Source organism: Campylobacter sputorum subsp. sputorum (assembly GCF_008245005.1).
GTDB classification, from domain to species: domain Bacteria; phylum Campylobacterota; class Campylobacteria; order Campylobacterales; family Campylobacteraceae; genus Campylobacter_F; species Campylobacter_F sputorum.
In genome coordinates, this window is sequence record NZ_CP043427.1 from 128,662 (window position 1) to 147,617 (window position 18,956).

19 protein-coding genes are annotated in these 18,956 nt (G+C 28.1%); 8 read left to right on the forward strand and 11 right to left on the reverse strand.

Translation table 11 applies throughout. From position 1 onward, the window contains the following. Positions 1-462 precede the first annotated feature (462 nt). Genes CSPT_RS00670 through CSPT_RS00695 form a run of 6 tightly spaced genes read left to right on the forward strand, consistent with a single transcriptional unit; the run spans position 463 to position 6,355 of the window. The gene (locus CSPT_RS00670; RefSeq protein ID WP_089181838.1) at positions 463-1,329 is read left to right on the forward strand and encodes a ChaN family lipoprotein; all 867 of its coding nucleotides are present in this window, start codon (positions 463-465) and stop codon (positions 1,327-1,329) included. Continuing rightward, positions 1,326-3,581, forward strand: coding sequence for a TonB-dependent receptor domain-containing protein (locus tag CSPT_RS00675; protein WP_089181839.1), 2,256 nt, complete (start codon positions 1,326-1,328; stop codon positions 3,579-3,581). Before CSPT_RS00670 ends, CSPT_RS00675 begins: the two co-directional genes overlap by 4 nt. Positions 3,582-3,583: 2 nt before the next feature. Further along, positions 3,584-4,372: a MotA/TolQ/ExbB proton channel family protein gene (locus tag CSPT_RS00680; protein WP_235610071.1), complete on the forward strand. Its 789-nt coding sequence runs from the start codon at positions 3,584-3,586 to the stop codon at positions 4,370-4,372. Continuing rightward, positions 4,359-4,772 carry a biopolymer transporter ExbD gene (locus CSPT_RS00685; protein WP_089181840.1) on the forward strand — a complete coding sequence of 138 codons (414 nt, stop codon included), beginning with the start codon at positions 4,359-4,361 and terminating at the stop codon, positions 4,770-4,772. The genes CSPT_RS00680 and CSPT_RS00685 overlap by 14 nt, the downstream gene beginning before the upstream one ends. Beyond that, the gene (locus tag CSPT_RS00690) at positions 4,765-5,601 is read left to right on the forward strand and encodes an energy transducer TonB family protein (RefSeq protein ID WP_089181841.1); all 837 of its coding nucleotides are present in this window, start codon (positions 4,765-4,767) and stop codon (positions 5,599-5,601) included. The genes CSPT_RS00685 and CSPT_RS00690 overlap by 8 nt, the downstream gene beginning before the upstream one ends. A 10-nt stretch (positions 5,602-5,611) precedes the next feature. Next, complete coding sequence (locus CSPT_RS00695) at positions 5,612-6,355, forward strand: DUF2470 domain-containing protein (protein WP_089181842.1); 744 nt, start codon at positions 5,612-5,614, stop codon at positions 6,353-6,355. A 5-nt stretch (positions 6,356-6,360) separates the two neighbouring features. On the opposite strand, the gene CSPT_RS00700 is transcribed toward CSPT_RS00695, so the two are convergent. Genes CSPT_RS00700 through CSPT_RS00740 form a run of 9 tightly spaced genes read right to left on the reverse strand, consistent with a single transcriptional unit; the run spans position 6,361 to position 14,364 of the window. Next, complete coding sequence (locus CSPT_RS00700) at positions 6,361-6,846, reverse strand: flavodoxin family protein (protein ID WP_033917030.1); 486 nt, start codon at positions 6,844-6,846, stop codon at positions 6,361-6,363. Beyond that, positions 6,843-8,084 carry a radical SAM protein gene (locus tag CSPT_RS00705; protein ID WP_089181843.1) on the reverse strand — a complete coding sequence of 414 codons (1,242 nt, stop codon included), beginning with the start codon at positions 8,082-8,084 and terminating at the stop codon, positions 6,843-6,845. The genes CSPT_RS00700 and CSPT_RS00705 overlap by 4 nt, the downstream gene beginning before the upstream one ends. 9 nt (positions 8,085-8,093) lie before the next feature. Beyond that, complete coding sequence (locus tag CSPT_RS00710; RefSeq protein WP_089181844.1) at positions 8,094-8,795, reverse strand: hypothetical protein; 702 nt, start codon at positions 8,793-8,795, stop codon at positions 8,094-8,096. Continuing rightward, the gene (locus CSPT_RS00715) at positions 8,792-9,580 is read right to left on the reverse strand and encodes an ABC transporter substrate-binding protein (RefSeq protein WP_033917027.1); all 789 of its coding nucleotides are present in this window, start codon (positions 9,578-9,580) and stop codon (positions 8,792-8,794) included. The genes CSPT_RS00710 and CSPT_RS00715 overlap by 4 nt, the downstream gene beginning before the upstream one ends. Positions 9,581-9,597: 17 nt before the next feature. Then, positions 9,598-10,365 carry an ABC transporter ATP-binding protein gene (locus CSPT_RS00720; protein ID WP_089181845.1) on the reverse strand — a complete coding sequence of 256 codons (768 nt, stop codon included), beginning with the start codon at positions 10,363-10,365 and terminating at the stop codon, positions 9,598-9,600. Beyond that, on the reverse strand, positions 10,362-11,327 hold the full coding sequence (locus tag CSPT_RS00725) for a FecCD family ABC transporter permease (protein WP_089181846.1): 966 nt from the start codon (positions 11,325-11,327) through the stop codon (positions 10,362-10,364). The genes CSPT_RS00720 and CSPT_RS00725 overlap by 4 nt, the downstream gene beginning before the upstream one ends. Continuing rightward, positions 11,317-13,329, reverse strand: coding sequence for a TonB-dependent receptor (locus CSPT_RS00730; RefSeq protein ID WP_089181847.1), 2,013 nt, complete (start codon positions 13,327-13,329; stop codon positions 11,317-11,319). Before CSPT_RS00730 ends, CSPT_RS00725 begins: the two co-directional genes overlap by 11 nt. An 11-nt stretch (positions 13,330-13,340) precedes the next feature. Then, on the reverse strand, positions 13,341-13,772 hold the full coding sequence (locus CSPT_RS00735; protein ID WP_161492204.1) for an ExbD/TolR family protein: 432 nt from the start codon (positions 13,770-13,772) through the stop codon (positions 13,341-13,343). Further along, positions 13,756-14,364, reverse strand: a complete 609-nt coding sequence (locus CSPT_RS00740) for a MotA/TolQ/ExbB proton channel family protein (protein WP_089181849.1) — start codon at positions 14,362-14,364, stop codon at positions 13,756-13,758. The genes CSPT_RS00735 and CSPT_RS00740 overlap by 17 nt, the downstream gene beginning before the upstream one ends. Positions 14,365-14,506: 142 nt before the next feature. On the opposite strand from CSPT_RS00740, the gene hutX reads away from it, so the two are divergent. Beyond that, positions 14,507-15,001 carry a heme utilization cystosolic carrier protein HutX gene (gene hutX, locus CSPT_RS00745; protein ID WP_089181850.1) on the forward strand — a complete coding sequence of 165 codons (495 nt, stop codon included), beginning with the start codon at positions 14,507-14,509 and terminating at the stop codon, positions 14,999-15,001. A 33-nt stretch (positions 15,002-15,034) separates the two neighbouring features. Here the strand turns inward: hutX and CSPT_RS00750 are convergent, their stop codons facing one another. Both CSPT_RS00750 and gltX read right to left on the reverse strand, forming a co-directional pair. Next, on the reverse strand, positions 15,035-16,603 hold the full coding sequence (locus tag CSPT_RS00750) for an ATP-binding cassette domain-containing protein (RefSeq protein ID WP_089181851.1): 1,569 nt from the start codon (positions 16,601-16,603) through the stop codon (positions 15,035-15,037). Between the two features lie 65 nt (positions 16,604-16,668). Beyond that, positions 16,669-18,048: a glutamate--tRNA ligase gene (gene gltX / locus CSPT_RS00755; RefSeq protein WP_089181852.1), complete on the reverse strand. Its 1,380-nt coding sequence runs from the start codon at positions 18,046-18,048 to the stop codon at positions 16,669-16,671. Positions 18,049-18,132: 84 nt separating this feature from the next. Between gltX and CSPT_RS00760 the strand changes: the two genes are divergently transcribed. After that, positions 18,133-18,954: a SurA N-terminal domain-containing protein gene (locus tag CSPT_RS00760; protein ID WP_089181853.1), complete on the forward strand. Its 822-nt coding sequence runs from the start codon at positions 18,133-18,135 to the stop codon at positions 18,952-18,954. Positions 18,955-18,956 lie beyond the last annotated feature (2 nt).

An 18,956-nucleotide genomic window follows, 5' to 3' on the forward strand; every position in this document is an offset into this window, starting at 1 on the left:
TAACTTTATTTTTAGTTTTGTCAAAAAAGATTAAATGAGAGTGTATAGCGAGATATAACAATAACACCATTTAGTGTTTTGTATTTATATAAGTGAAACGATGATAAGGCTGGTGGTTTTTTGGATTACTGCCTTATTTAGCTATTTATAATAAAAGCAATTCTCGCATTTTTGATATTTATAGCAATTTTTATAGATTTATTTTTCAAAAAATATTTAAAACAAACAAGTTTTTAGAAAGTAGTTACTTAATTGTTTTGCATTTAAATTATGTCCATTAGAAAAACTATATTTTTATGCTATAAATTTATAACATAAAATATAAATTATAATTTTTTAAGCTCTTGATTGCATTTATTTTTTGTTACTAAATATTAAGTTATATTTAATAAATATTCATATATAATCACGATTTGATATTTTATATCATTATTATTATCATTATTAAAGGCTATATGTAGTATGTTAATAAGACTAATGTCTTACATCTGTATTTTTATATTGTGTGTATTTATAGAAGGTTGTGCTAAAAAAGTAGAAATTTTACCAAGTGAGTTTAATGATTTTAAGATTGTTTCATTAAAAAATCACGAGGAAATCACATATGATGATTTTATAAATAGGCTTTTAAAATACGATATTATTCTTCTTGGCGAAGAGCATATAAATACATATCACCACATAATGCAATCAAAAATCATACAAGATCTTAGCAATAATTTAAATTTAGATATCGCATTAGAAATGTTTAGCTCATCTCATCAAGATATTTTAGACGAAGCTAAACACAATTTTGAAAATATTTCAAAGAGTATGTTAAAAAAATCATTAATGTGGGATGATAAGTGGCAATACAGCTATTATAAAACACTTATGCAGACTATATTTTATCTGCCAAATACAAATATTTTGGGTGCAAATTTAAATAAAAATGAAATTTCAACAATATACAAAGGAGCTATGGCATTAATGGGTAATTTATCAACAAAAAAAGAGGTTAAAGATAAAATAGGGGATTTCATAAAACCTACTCATGATATATCTGATGAAGATATTTTAAACAAACTTATCAAAATTCAGCAATATAAAGATAGGAGAATGGCTGATATATTGGTTCATTCAAAAAATAAAATAGTATTAATTGCTGGTAGATATCATGTAAATAAATTAAGCGGAGTTCCTTTGCATATAATGGATTATAAAAGTAAAAAAAATTTCGTAAGCGTAGGTTTGGGTTTTGAAAATGAAACCATCAAAGATATAAAAAATAATGAATTTGATTTTATGATATTTTTTAATGATTATAAAGAAAGAAGGGAAGTTAAATGAGATTATTTGGTTGTTTAAAATTATTTAGCTTTTTTGTTATAGTAAATTATGTTTATGCAAATGAGCTTAAATTTGATGCTTTGGATGTTTCTGGATCTGAGATAAGTAGCGAAGTTAAGCCATTTGTTACTCCTGGTGCTGTAAGTCATAGAAGCGATATATCAGACAATACTCAAAGTCTTGATTCGATAGTTAGATCAATGCCTGGAAGCTACACAAATACAGACCAAAGTCAAGGAACATTACAAGTAAATTTGCGTGGTGTAACAGGTCTTGGTAGAGTTAATACAACTATAGATGGAGTAACTCAGACTTTTTTTGGTACAGCAGCCGATAATGGCAAATTTCATTTAGGACAAGGAACGCTTGGTTCTTCTTCTTTTGGAGCTCCGATAGATCAAAATTTTATAGTTGGTGTTGATATAGAAAAAGGAACTTTTAGTGGAGGAAATGGTGGGCTTATGGGTTCTGCAAATTTTAGAACTATAGGCGTAGATGATGTTGTAAGAGATGGAAATATATTTGGATTTTATGGAAAATATAGTTATGGTTCAAATAAGATAGGACCAAATTATATGGGAACTTTAGCTTCTAAAGTAGAGTTAGAAGATGATGCTAGTTTGGGATTTTTGTTTGGATATAGTGGTAAGAAAATTTCTCAAAACTATAAAACTGGAAACGGAGATAATATAGGCGGATTAAACCATGAAGATGATGATGGAGAGAATGAATATATAAGTCCATTTGACCCAAAATCTCTTACTCAGCGTCCAAAAGGTTATCTTTCTAAAATAGAATTTGCTCCTAATAGCGAAAATAAAGCTATTTTAACATACAGGGGGTATAAAAATGATCTAGCTGGAAGAGATATAACTAACAACTCTTATCAGTTAAATTATAACTATAATCCTTATAGTGATTTTATAAATTTTGATTTATTGCTTGCATACAATGATGGTAAGCAAAAATATAGTAAAGATGGCACAATATATTCAAATCCGCATTTAACAAAAGATGGAAATTTGGTTGCAAATAATAAAGCTTTTACTTTTGATATGTCAAATACATTTTTATATAAAATTGTGGATATAGACGCAAGATCTAAATTTGGATTAAATTACTTAAATAATGAGTATAAAAATAATCTAGAAGATGGTGGAGAAAGTGCTAACTGGTCTGCGGAAGCAACACCTTTTCAGCCAAGAGGAAAAGGAAAAAATACAACATTATATTTAGATAATGAGTTTAAATATGATATTTTTACTTTATCATCAAATTTAAATTTATATAGATGGAATTTAAATGGGCATAAACCAGAGTGTTATCGCAATCCAAACTGTTTTCCAAAAGCAGCAGTTGATATAGACAAAGATGGCACTGAGTTTAATTATTCTTTAATCGGCTCACTTAATTTACACGATCTGTTTAGTCCATTTTTAAGCTATTCTAAAACAACAAGACCACCAACACCACAAGAGATGTTTTTTGCTGATTCTTTTGGCGATGGTGTAAATCCTTTTTTAAAGCCAGAAGAGGCTAAAACTTGGCAAATAGGTTTTAATAGTTATAAGGATGATTTATTTGCCCAAGATGATAAATTTGGCTTTAAAGCCCTTTATTACAATACCAAAGTTGATGATTTTATATATAATCGATCTTTTGCAGACGATAAAGCAAATAGATGGACACTTCATCTAAATCACTACGATGAGGTATATTTTAAAGGTTATGAGGTAGAGTTAAATTATGATATGAATATATTGTATATAATAGCAAGCTATTCTTATCAAAAATCAAATCAACCGATTAATGAAACATACGGAAATGATATGTTTGGTTTAGGAAAAATAACCGAACTTCCAAGGGATTATGCGACTATTGATTTAGGAACGAGATTTTTTAATAAAAAATTAAACATAGGTATGATAGCTAAATACACAGGAAAAGCAAAGAGAGTTGATAGGGATAGTGATGCAAGAGTTGATGAAGATGATTCATTATCTCAGAGAAAATCGCAAGATCTTCCAAGCATACCTACGGTTTATGATTTGTATGCTATTTACAAGCCAAATGATAAATTTACATTTAAATTTGAAGTGCAAAACTTAACAGATAAAAATTACATGGATGCTTTAAATGCTTACAATTCAGCTGAGCCAGAAATTTTAGATAAAAATGAAAACGATATATATCTATTTCCAAATAAAGCTCGTGGCAGAACATTTTTAGCAAGTTTTTCATATAGGTTTTAATGATGAAAATATTTAAAATTTTTATAGCAATTTTTTTGATTTTTAATGTTAGTTTTTGTGATGAAAGATTAATGCTTGATACCAATGATAGTATTTTAAGCTCAAATGCTTTGGAAAATAATCATTCATCAGAGTTATCAATAATGTCTTTGTATGAAAATGCTCACATAGTAGTTAAAGTCGTGATATATATATTAGTATTTTTTTCTATTATAACTTGGTGTGTATTTATAGTAAAATTTATCGCATTTTCTTGTGCTTTTAGAAGAATTAAAAAAGATGAAAGATTTTTAAAAAAATTACAAAGTTTGGATGATGAAATAATTTTGTATAAAAAAAGCTATCTTTTGTTAATGATAAATGAAGTAAAAGACGAGATTTTAAAGAGCAAAGTCGTAGATAAAGATCTTAAAAATCGTATAAAATTTAGACTGGAAATTCAGATAAACAAATTCACAAGTATTATAAAATATGGCATTTCTTTGCTTGCTAGCATAGGGGCAGTTTCGCCATTTATAGGTCTATTTGGTACAGTTTGGGGGATAATGAATAGCTTTACTTCAATAGCAGCTAGTGATAATGTTAGTTTGAGTGTTGTAGCTCCAGGTATTGCAGAAGCACTTTTTGCGACAGCTCTAGGGCTTATCGCTGCTATACCGGCTGTTTTATTTTATAATTATTTTACAAAGCTATCATCAAGATTTTCAGAAAAAATTTCATACTTAGTTAGTGATTTATATATCATAAGTGATAGAGAAATTTCTAAAAAGGATAGCCATGTTGACATATGAAAAAGATAAAGAGTTAAGTGAGATAAATGTAACCCCGTTTATAGATGTTATGCTTGTTTTATTGATTATTTTTATGGTAGTTGCACCGCTTGCGACTGCGTCTGTTAAGGTTGAGTTGCCAAGTGTTGCAAGTAAATCAACTAGCGATGAAAAAGATCCTACCATTATTTATATAAACGATAAGCATGAAATATATGTTGGAAATAAATTAGCAAATAGTGAAAATTTGATATCTTTTCTTGATCAAAAAACTAATAACAATAAAAATGATATAGTTTATTTTCATATCGATAAAAGTGTATCTTATGAAATTTTGATGAAAACTATAGAAAATGTAAAAAATGCGAATTATTCTAAAATAGCTTTAACATCAGGAATTGATAAATCGGCAAATGAATAGCATTAGGTTGTGGATATTTGGTTTTTTTGTATCTTGCTGTATTCATTTTTTTATATTTTGGATTGTTTTTTATAACAAAGATATTGTTTTATCAGATTCTTTAAACGCAAAGCAAGGAGATAAATTTGAATCAATAATGATAGTATCAAATTTACCAATAGGCGAGCTTAAACAAACTTCGCCAAATTTAATCAAAGGTCAAAAAACAGAAGAAAAAACGGAAGAAAAAGAAAATAAAAATGAAAAAAATATACAAAAAAATAAGAAGAAAAAAGAGCCAAAAAAGATAAAATCCAATGTTTTACAAGACTCCGAAATGAAAGTATCTAAAAAAAATAATAAAAATCAAGAGGAAAAACAGAAGCAAAATAGTAATTTTGCTAAAAAAGAAATACCACAAAATAATACTAATTCGCCAGTAAATTCTAGTATGCAAGACAATGTGGCAACTGCACCCATAAAAGGTAGTGGCAAAAATGTAACAACGCCTCTACCTGGTTCATCAAATTTAAAATCAACACAAATATCTTGGCAAGGGTTGGTTTTTTCCAAGTTAAATAAATTTAAACGATATCCAAATCAAGCTCTTATCGACAAGCAAGAGGGTATTATAAAAGTCAAAGTAACATTAGATAAGGATGGTAATGTTATTGATAAGTTGATTTCAAATCCTTGTAAATATGATATATTAAATAAAGAAGCATTAGAGCTTTTTGATAGAGCTTCGCCTTTTCCAAAACCGCCAAAAGAGTTTTTGAAAAATCAGATTGTAAGATTTGAAATACCTATAGAATTTAACATAAAAAAATACAAAAAAACAAAATTTTAAAAGGAAAAAAATGAAAGAAAATTTTTTAAAATACATGAATGAAAAACATTCAGATATCATCACTGCTTTGTATAAAAAATATGGCAATACTCAAACAAGTGTCGGTGTTAAACTATCAGATGTTGATGAAAATGGTATTTTTATAGAGTATCAAGACAATGTTATACAAATTCCATTTGAAAAAAAGATTACAGATCCTTTAGAATACGAAGATGCTATTATTAAACTTTGTTCAAATACAAAAAATACAAAAGATTTTTCCAAGATTGAAGAATCTTTAATAAAATTTATAGATAGCAAAAAAACGGTTATAATTTCTAGTTATAATGATGGGACTTGCGTAAGTTCTTATGCTCCATTTGTTAGAGAGGATAATAAAATTTTTATTACTATTTCAAAAATAGCACCACATTTTAAAAGCCTTAGTATAGATAAAAATGTATCTTTGATGTTTATACAAGATGAAAAAGACGCATTTAGTATTTTTGCAAGACTAAGAGCTACTTTTTGTGTAACGCCTAAATTTCACTATGAGCAAGATATAAAAGATAAAATATTTGATAAATTTGTTGATTTATACCCAGATGATGCGTCTATATCTTTTATAAGAAATATGAGTGATTTTTGTGTAGTTGAGTTTGAGCTTTTAAGTAAAGGCAGATATGTTAAGGGATTTGGTGCTGCGTTTGATTTAGAGGGATTAAAGGTAATAAAACAAGCAGGCTCCACAAATCCACATAGCTATAAAAGATAAATTGGTTAGTTAAAATCCATAAAGGCTAGAACTGCATTTTTTAAATCCTCTTTGTCCGGATGAGATGCAGCATTTTTCCAGCCTTCTTCTTTTTGCGGGGTAATTTTATCTCCCAAATTTGCTCTCATCCAAGCTATCAATTCAGGATCAATCGCACCTTGACAAAAAAACTCTCCGCCAATCTCACAGCCATTTTTGATAAACTCATCTTTTGCTTTTGAAAAGCACTCTTTTGCGTGATCACTATTAGCACTTGCACCTAATGTCATAAAAAGTCCAATTTTTCGGTTTTTAATCATTAAAGCTACACGCTTAGCATTATCACTCATATCACCTTTATCTATGTAAAATCCAAAGATAATGTTATTAACTCCATTTAAATTTTCAATCTCATCAACGCTTATTAACTCATAACCAAGGCTATTTGCTATAGCCATTGCAACTTTTTTTGTGTTACCGGTTTTTGATGCATAGATTACTAAATTTCTCATATTTTTCCTTTGTTTTCATAAATTTTTAAAAAATATTCATTTGCTAAATCTATTGCTTTTGATGCTATTGTGTTTCCCCAAAATATCCCATCAATATTAAATTTCAAACATCCCTCATCTATTTTTAAATACCCAAAATTTTCACACTCTTTGAAAAATTTAAACTCTTTTTCAAAAGTTTCATCATCTAAATAACTTTTTATTATGTTTAAATTTATATTTTCATATTGAAAAAGTGCCGAAAATTGAGCAAATTTTAGCGCAACTTCATTTGTCTTTGAAATCATTTTTATATCTTTTTTCATATTAAAAATACTATAATTTCCAAGTCTTCCACCAGCTCCAATTCCAATTGGCAAAATATCTACACCTTTGTGTGAAAGTCTGATATATAGGTATCTATCGCGGTTGATTTTATTAATTTTTGTGTATTCAAGCACTTCATAATCACCTTTTAGCATTTCTTCTAAAAATGCATTATGAAGCATTTTATCTGTTTCTAAGCGGTAATAATTCGGATCATTTTGTTTTAAAAATGCTGAGCCTTCGTGAAATTGAAGTGAGTAAAAACTGGAACTATCAATTTCTAAATTTTTTAAAATTTTAGCATCTTCTACCACCTCTTCTAAACTTTGATTTGGGTAGTTATAAATTATATCAGTGCAAACTAGACCGCTAAAATTCTCTTTAATCTGACTTAGTTTTTTTATAGCACTATTTTTATCTCCAACTCTATTTAAAAGTTTTCGCCCTTTATTGCTAAATGTTTGAATGCCAATGCTATAACGATTTATACCCAAATTTTGCATTAGTTTTAATTTATTTAAGTTTAGGTTGTGAAGAGTGCTCTCGCTACTAAACTCAGCGTTTTTATCAATGTGAAAATTTGTGTTTATAGCTGTTAAAACTCTTTCTAGCTGGGATTCTTTGAGTATAGTTGGGGTTCCTCCTCCAAAATAAATGCTTTTAAAATTTTTACCTTTTATGTAAGGAAACCTAGCATAGTGTTTTATGCTATTTATCAAAAATTCGGTGTATTCTTCAAGTTCTCCATCAAGTTTGCTACGATTTAAATTACAAAATGAACAGATATTATCACAAAATGGTATGTGAAAATATAAAATCGCATTCTCATCTTCTGGTTGCGTGTTTAAAAAATTCTCAAATTCTTTTTCATCAGTCATAATAGGTTTTCCAAATTTACCTCTATGATGACCTTTTATTCTTTTGTTAAACATAAATTTTCCTTAATTTGAAATAAACAAAAAAGGCTTTATAATTAAGCACTCACTGACTCTTTTATCTAATACCTCTATGTTTAAATTTTTTGTTAATTTTTTGGCTTCGGTTTTAAATATTTCATTAGCGCCTTTTATATTTATGATTTTTATATCGCTATTTATTATTTTAAAGCTAACTTCAACTTCAAATTTTCCTTTTAGTCTTAGCATTTTTGCTTTTTTGGGAAAGCCATATGCCTCTTTTGTATTTAAAACTTTAAAGCCTATATTTTCTTTACAAAAGTCGTCGTTTTCTTTTGAATTATTTAAATTTTCCAAAGTAGCGGACTTACTTCTGTCTTTTTGTATCTCTTTTAATGATGATTGATCGATTGATGATGTTTGATTAATTAACGATGTTTGATCTATTTGTGGCGACTTTTTTAATGGTTTGTTTTTTAAATTTGGCTTTTTATCATTTTTTTTATTCACTTTTTTGGTTTTTAAAGTTCCTTGTTTTGGTTTTACAGTTTTTTTAATTTCTTTTTCTTTTATTACTTCTGCACTTTTAATAGTTTCAGTCTTTTTTGTATCATTAAAAGCTGTGTTGTTTTCATTTAAAACTATTTCTATTTTTTTGCTAACCTCTTCGTTTTTTGCACTAAGAGTTAAATTTGGTACAAATAAAAGCACTAAATTTATAAGCAAAGATAGAATAAAAAATCTCATTTTATCAATTCTTCATATAGTTTTTCTATCTCATAAACAATTCTAGGAGTTCCTCTAAGCAAAGATGATGATTTTATATTTAAAACTTTGTTATTTTTATAAGCTTTTGTATGTTTTAAAACCGGGTTTTGTCTGATTAAATCTTCAACGCTATTGCCAACAAATAGTATAAAATCAGGATCTTGTTCTAGTAGATATTCACTTGTTACTATAGGCGTTTTACCGCTTAATTTTGTAGCGATATTATCTAATTTCATAAACTCAAAAATATCTCCAACCAGCGTATCTTTTCCAAATGACATTAAATTTGTTCCCATATAAAAAAATATCGCTTTTTTACCTTGAATTTTTGATAAATCAAGAGCATTTAAACGCTGTTTTAACTCGCTTACTAGCTTTTTACCTTCATCTTTCTTGTTGGTTAAATTTGCAATTGTTTCGATATTTTTATAAATATCGCTTAATCTTTCTGATTTGATTTCAGTGTAATTTATATTAAATCGCTTTAAATCATCTAGTATTTCAGTTGAATGAAAACTAGTTATAACAAGATCAGGGTTTAGTTCTATGATTTTTTCTAAATTTGGCTTTATGTATGTTCCAACACTTGGCAAAGTATCGACTTGTTCTTTTGGCCAAATATCGCTACTTTGGGTTTTAGCAATGGCTGATATATGCTTTTGTGCATCTAGCATATAAAAAATCTCAACACAAGCTGGGTTTAAAACTACAATGCCCTTAGCAAAACAAAAATTTACTAAAAATAAAACTAAAATTTTTTTCATTTCTACCTCCTTTAATTTTATATAGTTACTACAACTGCTCTATTGTTAAACTCTAAAATCTCACACTCTAAATCATAAATTTCTTTTAAAATTTCTTTTTTAAATAGTTCTTTTGGAGTTCCTTTATACGCAATCACTCCATCTTTTAACATAAAAATTTCATCACAAATTTGAGAAGCCAGATTTAAATCATGTATTACGATAATGCCTAAAATCCCCAAATCAGCAACTAAATTTTTGCAAATTTTAAGCATACTCACACTAAAGTTTAGATCTAGCGCAGAAGTTGGCTCATCTAAAAGTAAAATTTTTGGTTCACCAACCAAAGCTCTAGCTAAAATTACGCGTTGAAACTCGCCCCCGCTTAAAGAGAGTGCAACTCTATTTTTAAAATGAATTAAGTCAAGTTTTTCTAAAATTTCATCTACAGCCAAATAATCACTTTTTTCATAACCATTAAAACTACTTTTTAAATGCGAATACCTTCCCATTAAAACTACATCTTTAACACAAAGCGGCATAGAAAGCGCTGATTTTTGTGGCACAAAGCCTATGAGTTTTGAAAGCTCTTTTAAGGTATAATCGCTCATTTTTTTATTTTCAAAGGATATAATCCCTGAATTTGGTTCATAAATTTTTAATATATTTTTTAAAAGTGTGCTTTTCCCGCACCCATTTGGGCCTAAAATTCCTACAAATTTTGACTTTTTTATGTTTAAATTTATATCTTTTAAAATTTCAAATTTATCAAATTTAAAACTTAAATTTTTTATATCTAAACTCATAAACGCCTACCTTTTAAAGCCAAATAAAGAAAAAAAGGTGCCCCAAAAAATGCAGTTACAACTCCTATTGGTATCTCAGTTGGTGCTAAAATGCTTTTACCAACGCCATCACAAATTAGTAAAAATAGACCGCCAACAACACCGCTCATTGGTATTAAAACAGCATTGTTTGATGATCTTAAAAGCATTCTTAAAGTATGAGGAATGATAAGCCCAACAAAGCCTATCATGCCAGCAAAAGCGACACTAAAACTAACTGCTAGTGCTGAGATTATTAGAAGTCTTTTTTTGACTTTTTCAACATTTACTCCCAAGCTTTTTGCCTCTTCATCACCACTTAGCATTACATTTAACTCATATCTTTTGCTATAAAAATATATAAAAGTTATAATCAAAGGAACAATTATCATATAAATTTTACTCCACGAAGCAGAGCCTAAATACCCCATCATCCAAGCAACTATCTTAAAACTTTCTTCGCCTATGAGATATGTAGCAAACGAAGTAAAGGCTCCTAGAAATGATGAAAATGCAATGCCAATTATCAGAAGTGTGGCTAAGCTTTTAGCTTTTTTATAAAGATTAAAAATTACAAAAGATAATACAGCCGAACAGATAAAAGCAAATATAGCATAGTAAATATCAGGTAGTTTTAAAAAATACGCTACAACAGCACCAAAGGTTGCAGCTGAAGCGATTCCTATGATATAAGGATCTGCAAGAGGGTTTAAAAACACGCTTTGAGTTACTACGCCGCTACTTGCTAAAAGCATACCGATTAAAAATGCCATTATAACTCTTGGGATTCTAATTTCTAGTAAAATTACCTTTTTTGTTTGACATAAATCTCCATTAAAAAGTGCGAAAATGTCTTTTAAGCCAACATCCGCACTTCCTATACAAACTAAAATAGTAGCTACAATAATAGTAAATAAACTTAATACAAAAAGTTTAGAAGTCATATTTAAACTCTATGTAAGCAGTTCTGCCATCGCCAACTACATAACTTGCTTTATCATCTTTACCTGAAACCGATGTATAATACTCTTTATCAAAAATATTATCAACGCCGGCAGTTACGCTTAAATTTTTGTATTTATATCTTGCGCCTACGCCAGTTACATTATAAGAAGATATTTTTTTATAATCTTCATTTTTTTGATCTCCATAAAAACTGCTATCTGCAAAAATTCCAAAATTTTGTGTTATATCATAATCTGCACTTATGGTTAGTTTGTATTTTGGTACATTAGGAACAACTTCTCCTACTATAAAATCACTACTTCCTGATTTTTTAACCTCTGTATCTATATATGAAAAACTCTCAGAAAAACTCAATCTATCATCCATAAAGGTTTGCCCTAAACCTAATTCAATACCCCATTTTTGTGTCTCTCCGATATTGTGTTGTTCCCAGTAATGCGGTGGTTGCCCAGTAGTTGCAATCTCATCTTTGCTTTTAGTATAAAAAATGGCTGCTTGGAAAAATTGTCCAAAAATTAAATCTTTCATACCGAGTTCATAAGTGTTAAATGTCTCTGAGTTTATATTGCTTGGATAATATCCCAAAATTTTGTCTTTATTTTGCATTTTGTTTGCTGATGGACTTGTAAAGCCTCTTTCAAATTTAAAATAGATATTTCCAGTATCTGAGTATTTAAAATTTGGAATTATTTCAAACGCATAATTATTTTCACTTTTTTCTAAATCAAAAACATTTTGTTTGCCTTTTATTTTATTAAACATACTGGCTGGTCCAATTTTTGTAAATGTGTTTTTTCCTATTTCATATTTTGCATGATCATATCTATAACCGGCGGTTAAAGAAAAAGTATCTGTAAAGTCAAATTTATTTTGTAGATAAAATGAATTTGTAGTTTTTTTAGTAGAGCCATTGCTAATATTTACAAAACGCATTGTAGGTTTTGGTGGTTTGCTTGGCATCAAAAAATCAAATGATCCGTTATTTTTACCTTTATTATAAATATAATCATATCCAAATATTAAATTTCCAAAATCATAATCATATTTTATTTTATTTCTTAAACCAGTTTTTTTATCTTCAAAAATAGAAGAGCTATTTTTTGATGAAAATTTAGTTTTTTGGTAAAAAGGTGTTGTATTAAACTGCCAATTTTCATTAAATTTAATATTATAATCCAAGTTTAAATTTGTAAGTTTAATATCAGTAGTTTTATAATCCCCATCTGTAGATCTTCTATTTTCATCAAGCTCTTTTTTGCTTACTCCGCCAGCTGTTTTTCTCTCTCCGCTATAATGAGAGAAATTTAAACCTATATTTTGATAATCATTTATCTGATATTGTGCCCCAAAGCTTCCGTGGGTTCCATCATTTTTCTCCCCGTATCTATATCCTTTGTTGTCATCTTTAAAAAATCCAGCTTTTAAAAATAAATTCTCCCCAACCATTCCGCCGACATTAAAACGACCATTTATAGACCCAGCACTTTGGTATCTTGATGCAATGTTTGCATAAAACTCTTTGCGATTGCTTTTTGTAATTATATTTATAATTCCACCTTGTGTTCCGCTACCATAAAGCACAGATCCGCCACCAGGAACAATCTCAATACGCTCAATATCGTCTATATTTATAGCATCAAATGGCATAGATGTATGAGAACTATCTGTTGTATTCATAGAAACGCCATTTATCATAATTTGAACATTGGTATTTGCCTTATTTCCTTGTCCACGCATATCAATAGTATCACCAAATACTTTTTTACCGACATACAAACCGGGCGTATTTCTTAAAATTTCTTTTAAGTTTTTATAACTTCTTTTTTCAATATCATCTCTTGTAATGATATTTAAATTTCTAACCTCATTTTCTAAAGTATCTTCAAAACCTGTTGTAGATATAACGCTTGTTTCAAGTTTTGTACTATTTGCAAACAAAACTCCTACAGTAGCCAAACTTAAAATACCGATTTTATACATAACTTTCCTTTTTAACGAATTTTTTCTATATCTAAGTTAATTTTTGAAACATCATTTTCTTTTAATATTGATATTAAGTTTATAATGTTTCCATAATCCAAGTCATTATCAGCACTTAAATGAATTTCATTAAAATTTGCTAAATTTAAGCTTTTGATATTATTTTTAAAGTCATCTAAATTTAAAAAAGTAGTATTTTTATTATCAAAATTTATGGAAATATTTCCATTTAAAAAATAAAATATCGTTATGCTTTGTGGCCTATTATCACTAAAATCTTCACTGCTTTTTGGTAAATTTATAGGAAAATTTTCAGTTTTAGCAAAAGTTGTAGTTATCATAAAAAATATAAGCAGCATAAAAATTACATCTATTAAATTTATCATGGATATACCATAATACTCTCTTCTGCGTCTATTTTTAAATTTACTTACATATTTCATTTTTAAATCTTTTATAAATAAGCATAGAAATTCTTTCCATATCATCTAAAATTTTGTCATTCTTTTTATTAATAGCTATGTGAATCATAAGTGCTGGAATTGCTACTAAAAGTCCAAATGCTGTGGTATAAAGTGCTTCACTTATCCCATTTGCTACTTGTGTGGCGTTATTTTGCATACTCAATGCACCAAAAGACTTTATCATCCCAACTACAGTTCCAAGAAGTCCAAGTTGTGGTGCTGCACCTACGCAAAGACCTAAAATCCATCCGCCTTTTTCAAATTTTTCACTCCAAGTTTTTTGGCTAACTTCTATGTTGTATTCAAGTTCGTTTAATGAATTTGGATAATTTTGAAGTATAGATATAGTTGTTTTTGCTACTGGATTTTTGAAATTTTGACAATATTGAGTAATCTCATCTATGCTTTTAGTTGATATTAAATTTGATAATTTATATTTAAATTTATATGATAAATCCGAATTAATAAATGTGTAAAAATAAATTTTTTCAAGCACAATTGCCAAAGCAAATATTGCTAAGCAAAATATCGGCCACATAAAAATGCCGCCAGCCTTCATTAACTCCAACATAAATACCTCACTTTTAATTAATAATGATAATGAAAGTTAATATTATATTATTCAAATACTAAAAATAATATAAATTTACCAAAATTTTAACAAAAATTGAATATAATATTTATTATCAATTTATTATTAAGAAAGGAAAAGTATGAAAGATACAAACGAAAAAATCTTAGAAATGTTAAAAGATGAGAAAAATAGCGTTCTTTCGATCGCCTCAACTCTCAACATACCAGAATATGAGGTTTTAAAGTTAAAAGATAAAAGCGAGTTTAAAGAAGTTAATGCTGTTCATTTAGATGAAATTTTAAATGAAATGTCTTCGTGGGGAGAGCTTTTGTTTTGTAAAAATAGCCCTGAGTTTATCATAGAGTTTAAATGTTGCATTGGTTCAATTAAAAAAGCTAAAGGATACATAAATTTTTGCGGAAAAAGCGGGTTTTTAGGCGGACATTTAAATCAAAATAGTGTGAAAAAAATAGGCTTTGTAACTACTAAATTTATGGGACTTTTAGGAAATAGTGTGCATTTTTACAATGATAAAAATGAGACTATTTTTAAATTTTATTTAAGCAGAAATGAAAAACAAGAACTTTTAGAAGATCAAGTTAAAAAATTTGATAATTTAAAAGCTAAATTTTAACTTATTTTTTGGCTATTTTTATAGCCAAAATTATTATATATTTATTCTGGTTAAATTTCCATTTTCCATTTTATATATTTTATCAGCCATTTTAAAGTATTTATCGTCATGACTTATGGCAAATACGCTAATGCCTTTGCTTTTTAAAAGTGGCAATATCGATGTATAAAAATACTCTCTAAATTCAGGATCTTGGTCTGCCGCAAATTCGTCTAACATCAAAAAGTCCTTATTTGCGACTAAATTTTCCAGTAAAGCCGCTCTTTTCTTCTGCCCTGTTGACAAATTATTAGTTGTTATGGTTTTTTGTGGGATATTAACTTTGTCTTTTATTTTTAAAATATCGCTCCAAAATTCAATTCCACTATCATTTAATATATTTTTAAATAGATAAAAATCGCTAAAAACAGCACTTATTGTATTTTGGAATCTATTTAAATTTTCATTATTTAAAAGCATATCATCAAGCCAAATATCTCCACTATTTGGCTTTAGAATGCCGCACAATATAAGAAAAAGTGTTGATTTTCCTGAACCATTTTTACCTATTATAAATACTGTTTCGCCTTTCTTTATTTCTAGGTTTATATTTTTTAAAATTTTTTTATCCATATATGAAAAATTTATATTTTTTAATTTTATATTGTTATATTTTAATTTATTATAATTTGCATTAAAATTTATATCATTAAAATTTATTAACTTCATATCTTTTATTTTTTTAAACGATATTTTTGCAAGAAGTATCGAAGGAATAGAAGATATAAAAATCATAAAAGGGGTTCTTAAAAATAACATAGCAAAACATATAGTTGTGGCTGTTTTAAAGTCGCTTATGTTAAGAGCCAACGAAAAATACATAATAAACCCCACTCCTCCAAGCATCATTACGTTTAAAAAGTTACTTGATATGTTTTGTGAAATTTCTGCTTTAATATTTGAATTTTTTTGAGATAATGCATTATTGCAAAAATTCTCAAAAAAGTTATCAAATCTTGCTTTATTTATACTTAGCTCTTTGAAAGCATCAATCATTGTTTCATAATCTTTATACAAAACATCATCTTTTTGTCTAGATTTTTTATAGTTTTTGTATGTTTTTCTTATAAAAATATTTACTACAAAACCCATAATAAGAAACCAGATTACTATAAAAATAGCAATGATATTTGAAAGATAAAAAAAATAAAATATACAAAAAAATATCAGTAATCCGCTTTGAAGTAAATCTGAAATTCGCATAAGCCCATTTGATATATTGTTTATATCTTTGCTGACACAAGCTAAAATTTTTGCTTTTGTTGTATCCATAATGGTCATAAAAGTGCTGTTTAATACCCTTAAAACAAACCTTGTTCTAAGCTCATAAATAAATTTATTTCCAATATTTGCAACGACAAATTTAAATATATGTGAAAAAATAAAAAAAGAAAATAAAAGAATTATAAATATAAGCAAAATAACGCTATTTGCTTTTTCTAAATTTAATATATATTTGTTTATAAAAAACAATACAAATATCCCAAAAGCACTATAGATTATTGATAAAATTGATATTAAAATCAAATTCAAAATGTAGTATTTTCTCAAAAAGCAATCCAAAATTAAATTTATTTATGATTTTATCATAAATAAATTTAATTATTGATAATAAATATTAATATCTATTATAAAAATTTTATTAACATTTTTATTCTTTCTTTTGCTTCCATTGACCCTAATATTTCCAACACTTCAAATATAGAAGGGCTAACACTGGTTCCAGTTATTGCTATCCTAAGCGGTTGTGCTAAATCTTTTAAGGTAGAGTTGTTTTGCTTTAAAAACTCGTTTGTTATCTCTTCAAATTCTGCTGCGGTTTTAAGATTGTCGTTTAGTATATTTTCAAATTTTTCTAGCAAATTTACAGATTTTTCATTTATAAATTTATTTAAGGCTTTTTCATCGTAGCTTGTTGGGCGGTTGATGATAGAAAGCGCACTGTTTTTAAGCTCTATTAGTGTTTTTGCTCTTGATCTTAAACTTTCTAAAAGCAGTTCGCCTTTTTGTATGTCTTTGAAATTTAATCCAAATTGCTTCATTTCGCTGTTTAATCTATCAAAACTTAATGTTTTTATGTAATGAGCATTTAGCCAGTCAAGTTTGCTAAGATTATAAGTGCTTGCTGACTTGTTGATATAGTATGGACTGAAGTATTTTTTCATAACTTCTAAGCTAAAAATCTCATCATCGCCATGGCTCCAACCAAGTCTAACTAAGAAATTTAAAAGCGCATCAGGCAAATAACCAAGCTCTTTATACTCCATAACATCGGTTGCCCCGTGTCTTTTTGAGAGTTTTTTGCCATCACTTCCATTTATCATAGCAACATGAAAAAACTCAGGTATTGCAAAACCAAGAGCTTGATACAATACAATCTGTTTTGGTGTATTTGAAAGATGATCATCGCCTCTTATAACATGAGTTATACCCATGAGTGCGTCATCTATAACTACTGTAAAATTGTAAGTAGGTGTTCCATCGCTTCTTGCAATGATAAAATCATCAAGCATATCTTCGCAGTTAAATTTAACATCACCTTTTATACCATCTCTAAATTCTATTGTTCCGCTAGTGGGTGCTTTTATGCGTATAACCGGCTCTATCCCGGCTGGCGGTGTGCCTGTAAAATCTCTATATCTTCCATCATATCTTGGGCGTTCTTTTCTAGCTTCTTGGGACGCTCTTAACTCATCTAGCTCAACCTTACTCATATAGCATTTATAAGCTTTTCCTTCATCAAGAAGTTTTTGAACATATTCTTTGTATAAATCAAATCTGCTACTTTGATATATAATCTCTCCGTCATAGTCAAGCTTACACCATTTAAAAGCTTCTTCTATGGCATGAGCTGCTTCAACTGAGTTTCTTTTTAAGTCCGTGTCTTCTATACGCAAAACAAATTTACCGCCATTTGCTCTTGCGAAAAGATAGTTATAAAGTGCTGTTCTAAGTCCTCCTACATGCAAATATCCAGTAGGCGATGGTGCAAAACGAGTAACTATCATTATAATTCTCCATATAAATTTAATAAAAAAATGATATAATCTTTCTTGTATTATATTTTGTAAATGCTTAAATAAAGGTTTTTCATGAAAAAATTATTTATATTTCTCTTGCTTACTAATCTTTTAAACGCAGAGATGATTAATGGTATAGCTGCAATCGTAGAAAATGAACCAATTACTTTAAATGAAGTTAGTGTTGCTGCTAGAGAGCTAAAAAGCGACCAAAGCGTAGCATTAGAAGTTCTTATAAAAGAAAAGTTAAAAGATGCACAAATAAAGTCTTTAAACATAACTACGACAAATTATGAAGTAGAGCAGAGAATTTCTCAAATCGCAGCTCAAAATGGAGTTAGTCTAGATGAGTTTAAGTCTATTTTAGCCTCAAGAGGAATAAATTATGATAAATTTAAAGAACAAACAAGCGATGCTATAAAACAAGAAAAATTATATGGCTCTGTATTTTACTCTATGAGACAAAATGTTAGTGAAGAAAGTGCCCAAAAATATTATAATAATAATCAAGAGTTATTTACTATATTTGATAGTATAGATGTTATAAGATATAGTTCAAAAGATAAAAATTTACTTAATGAAGCCAAACAATCTCTTGCAAAAACACAAGAAGGCATTAAGAGTGAAAAAATGAGCATAAACACTGTTGATTTGACGCAAAAACAGTTATATTTGTTTCAAAACACGCCATCAAATGAATTTACTCCTATTTTGCAATCTGGTAATGAGTATGAAATGTATTTTATAACATCAAAAAATGGAGCAAGGGTTATAGCATTTGATAGAGTTAAAAAGCAAATTTTGAACCAAATGGCTGAAATTGAGCAAAAAAACGCTATAAATGAGTATTTTGACAAACTAAGATCAAAAGCAAATATTCAACTTTTAAGATAATT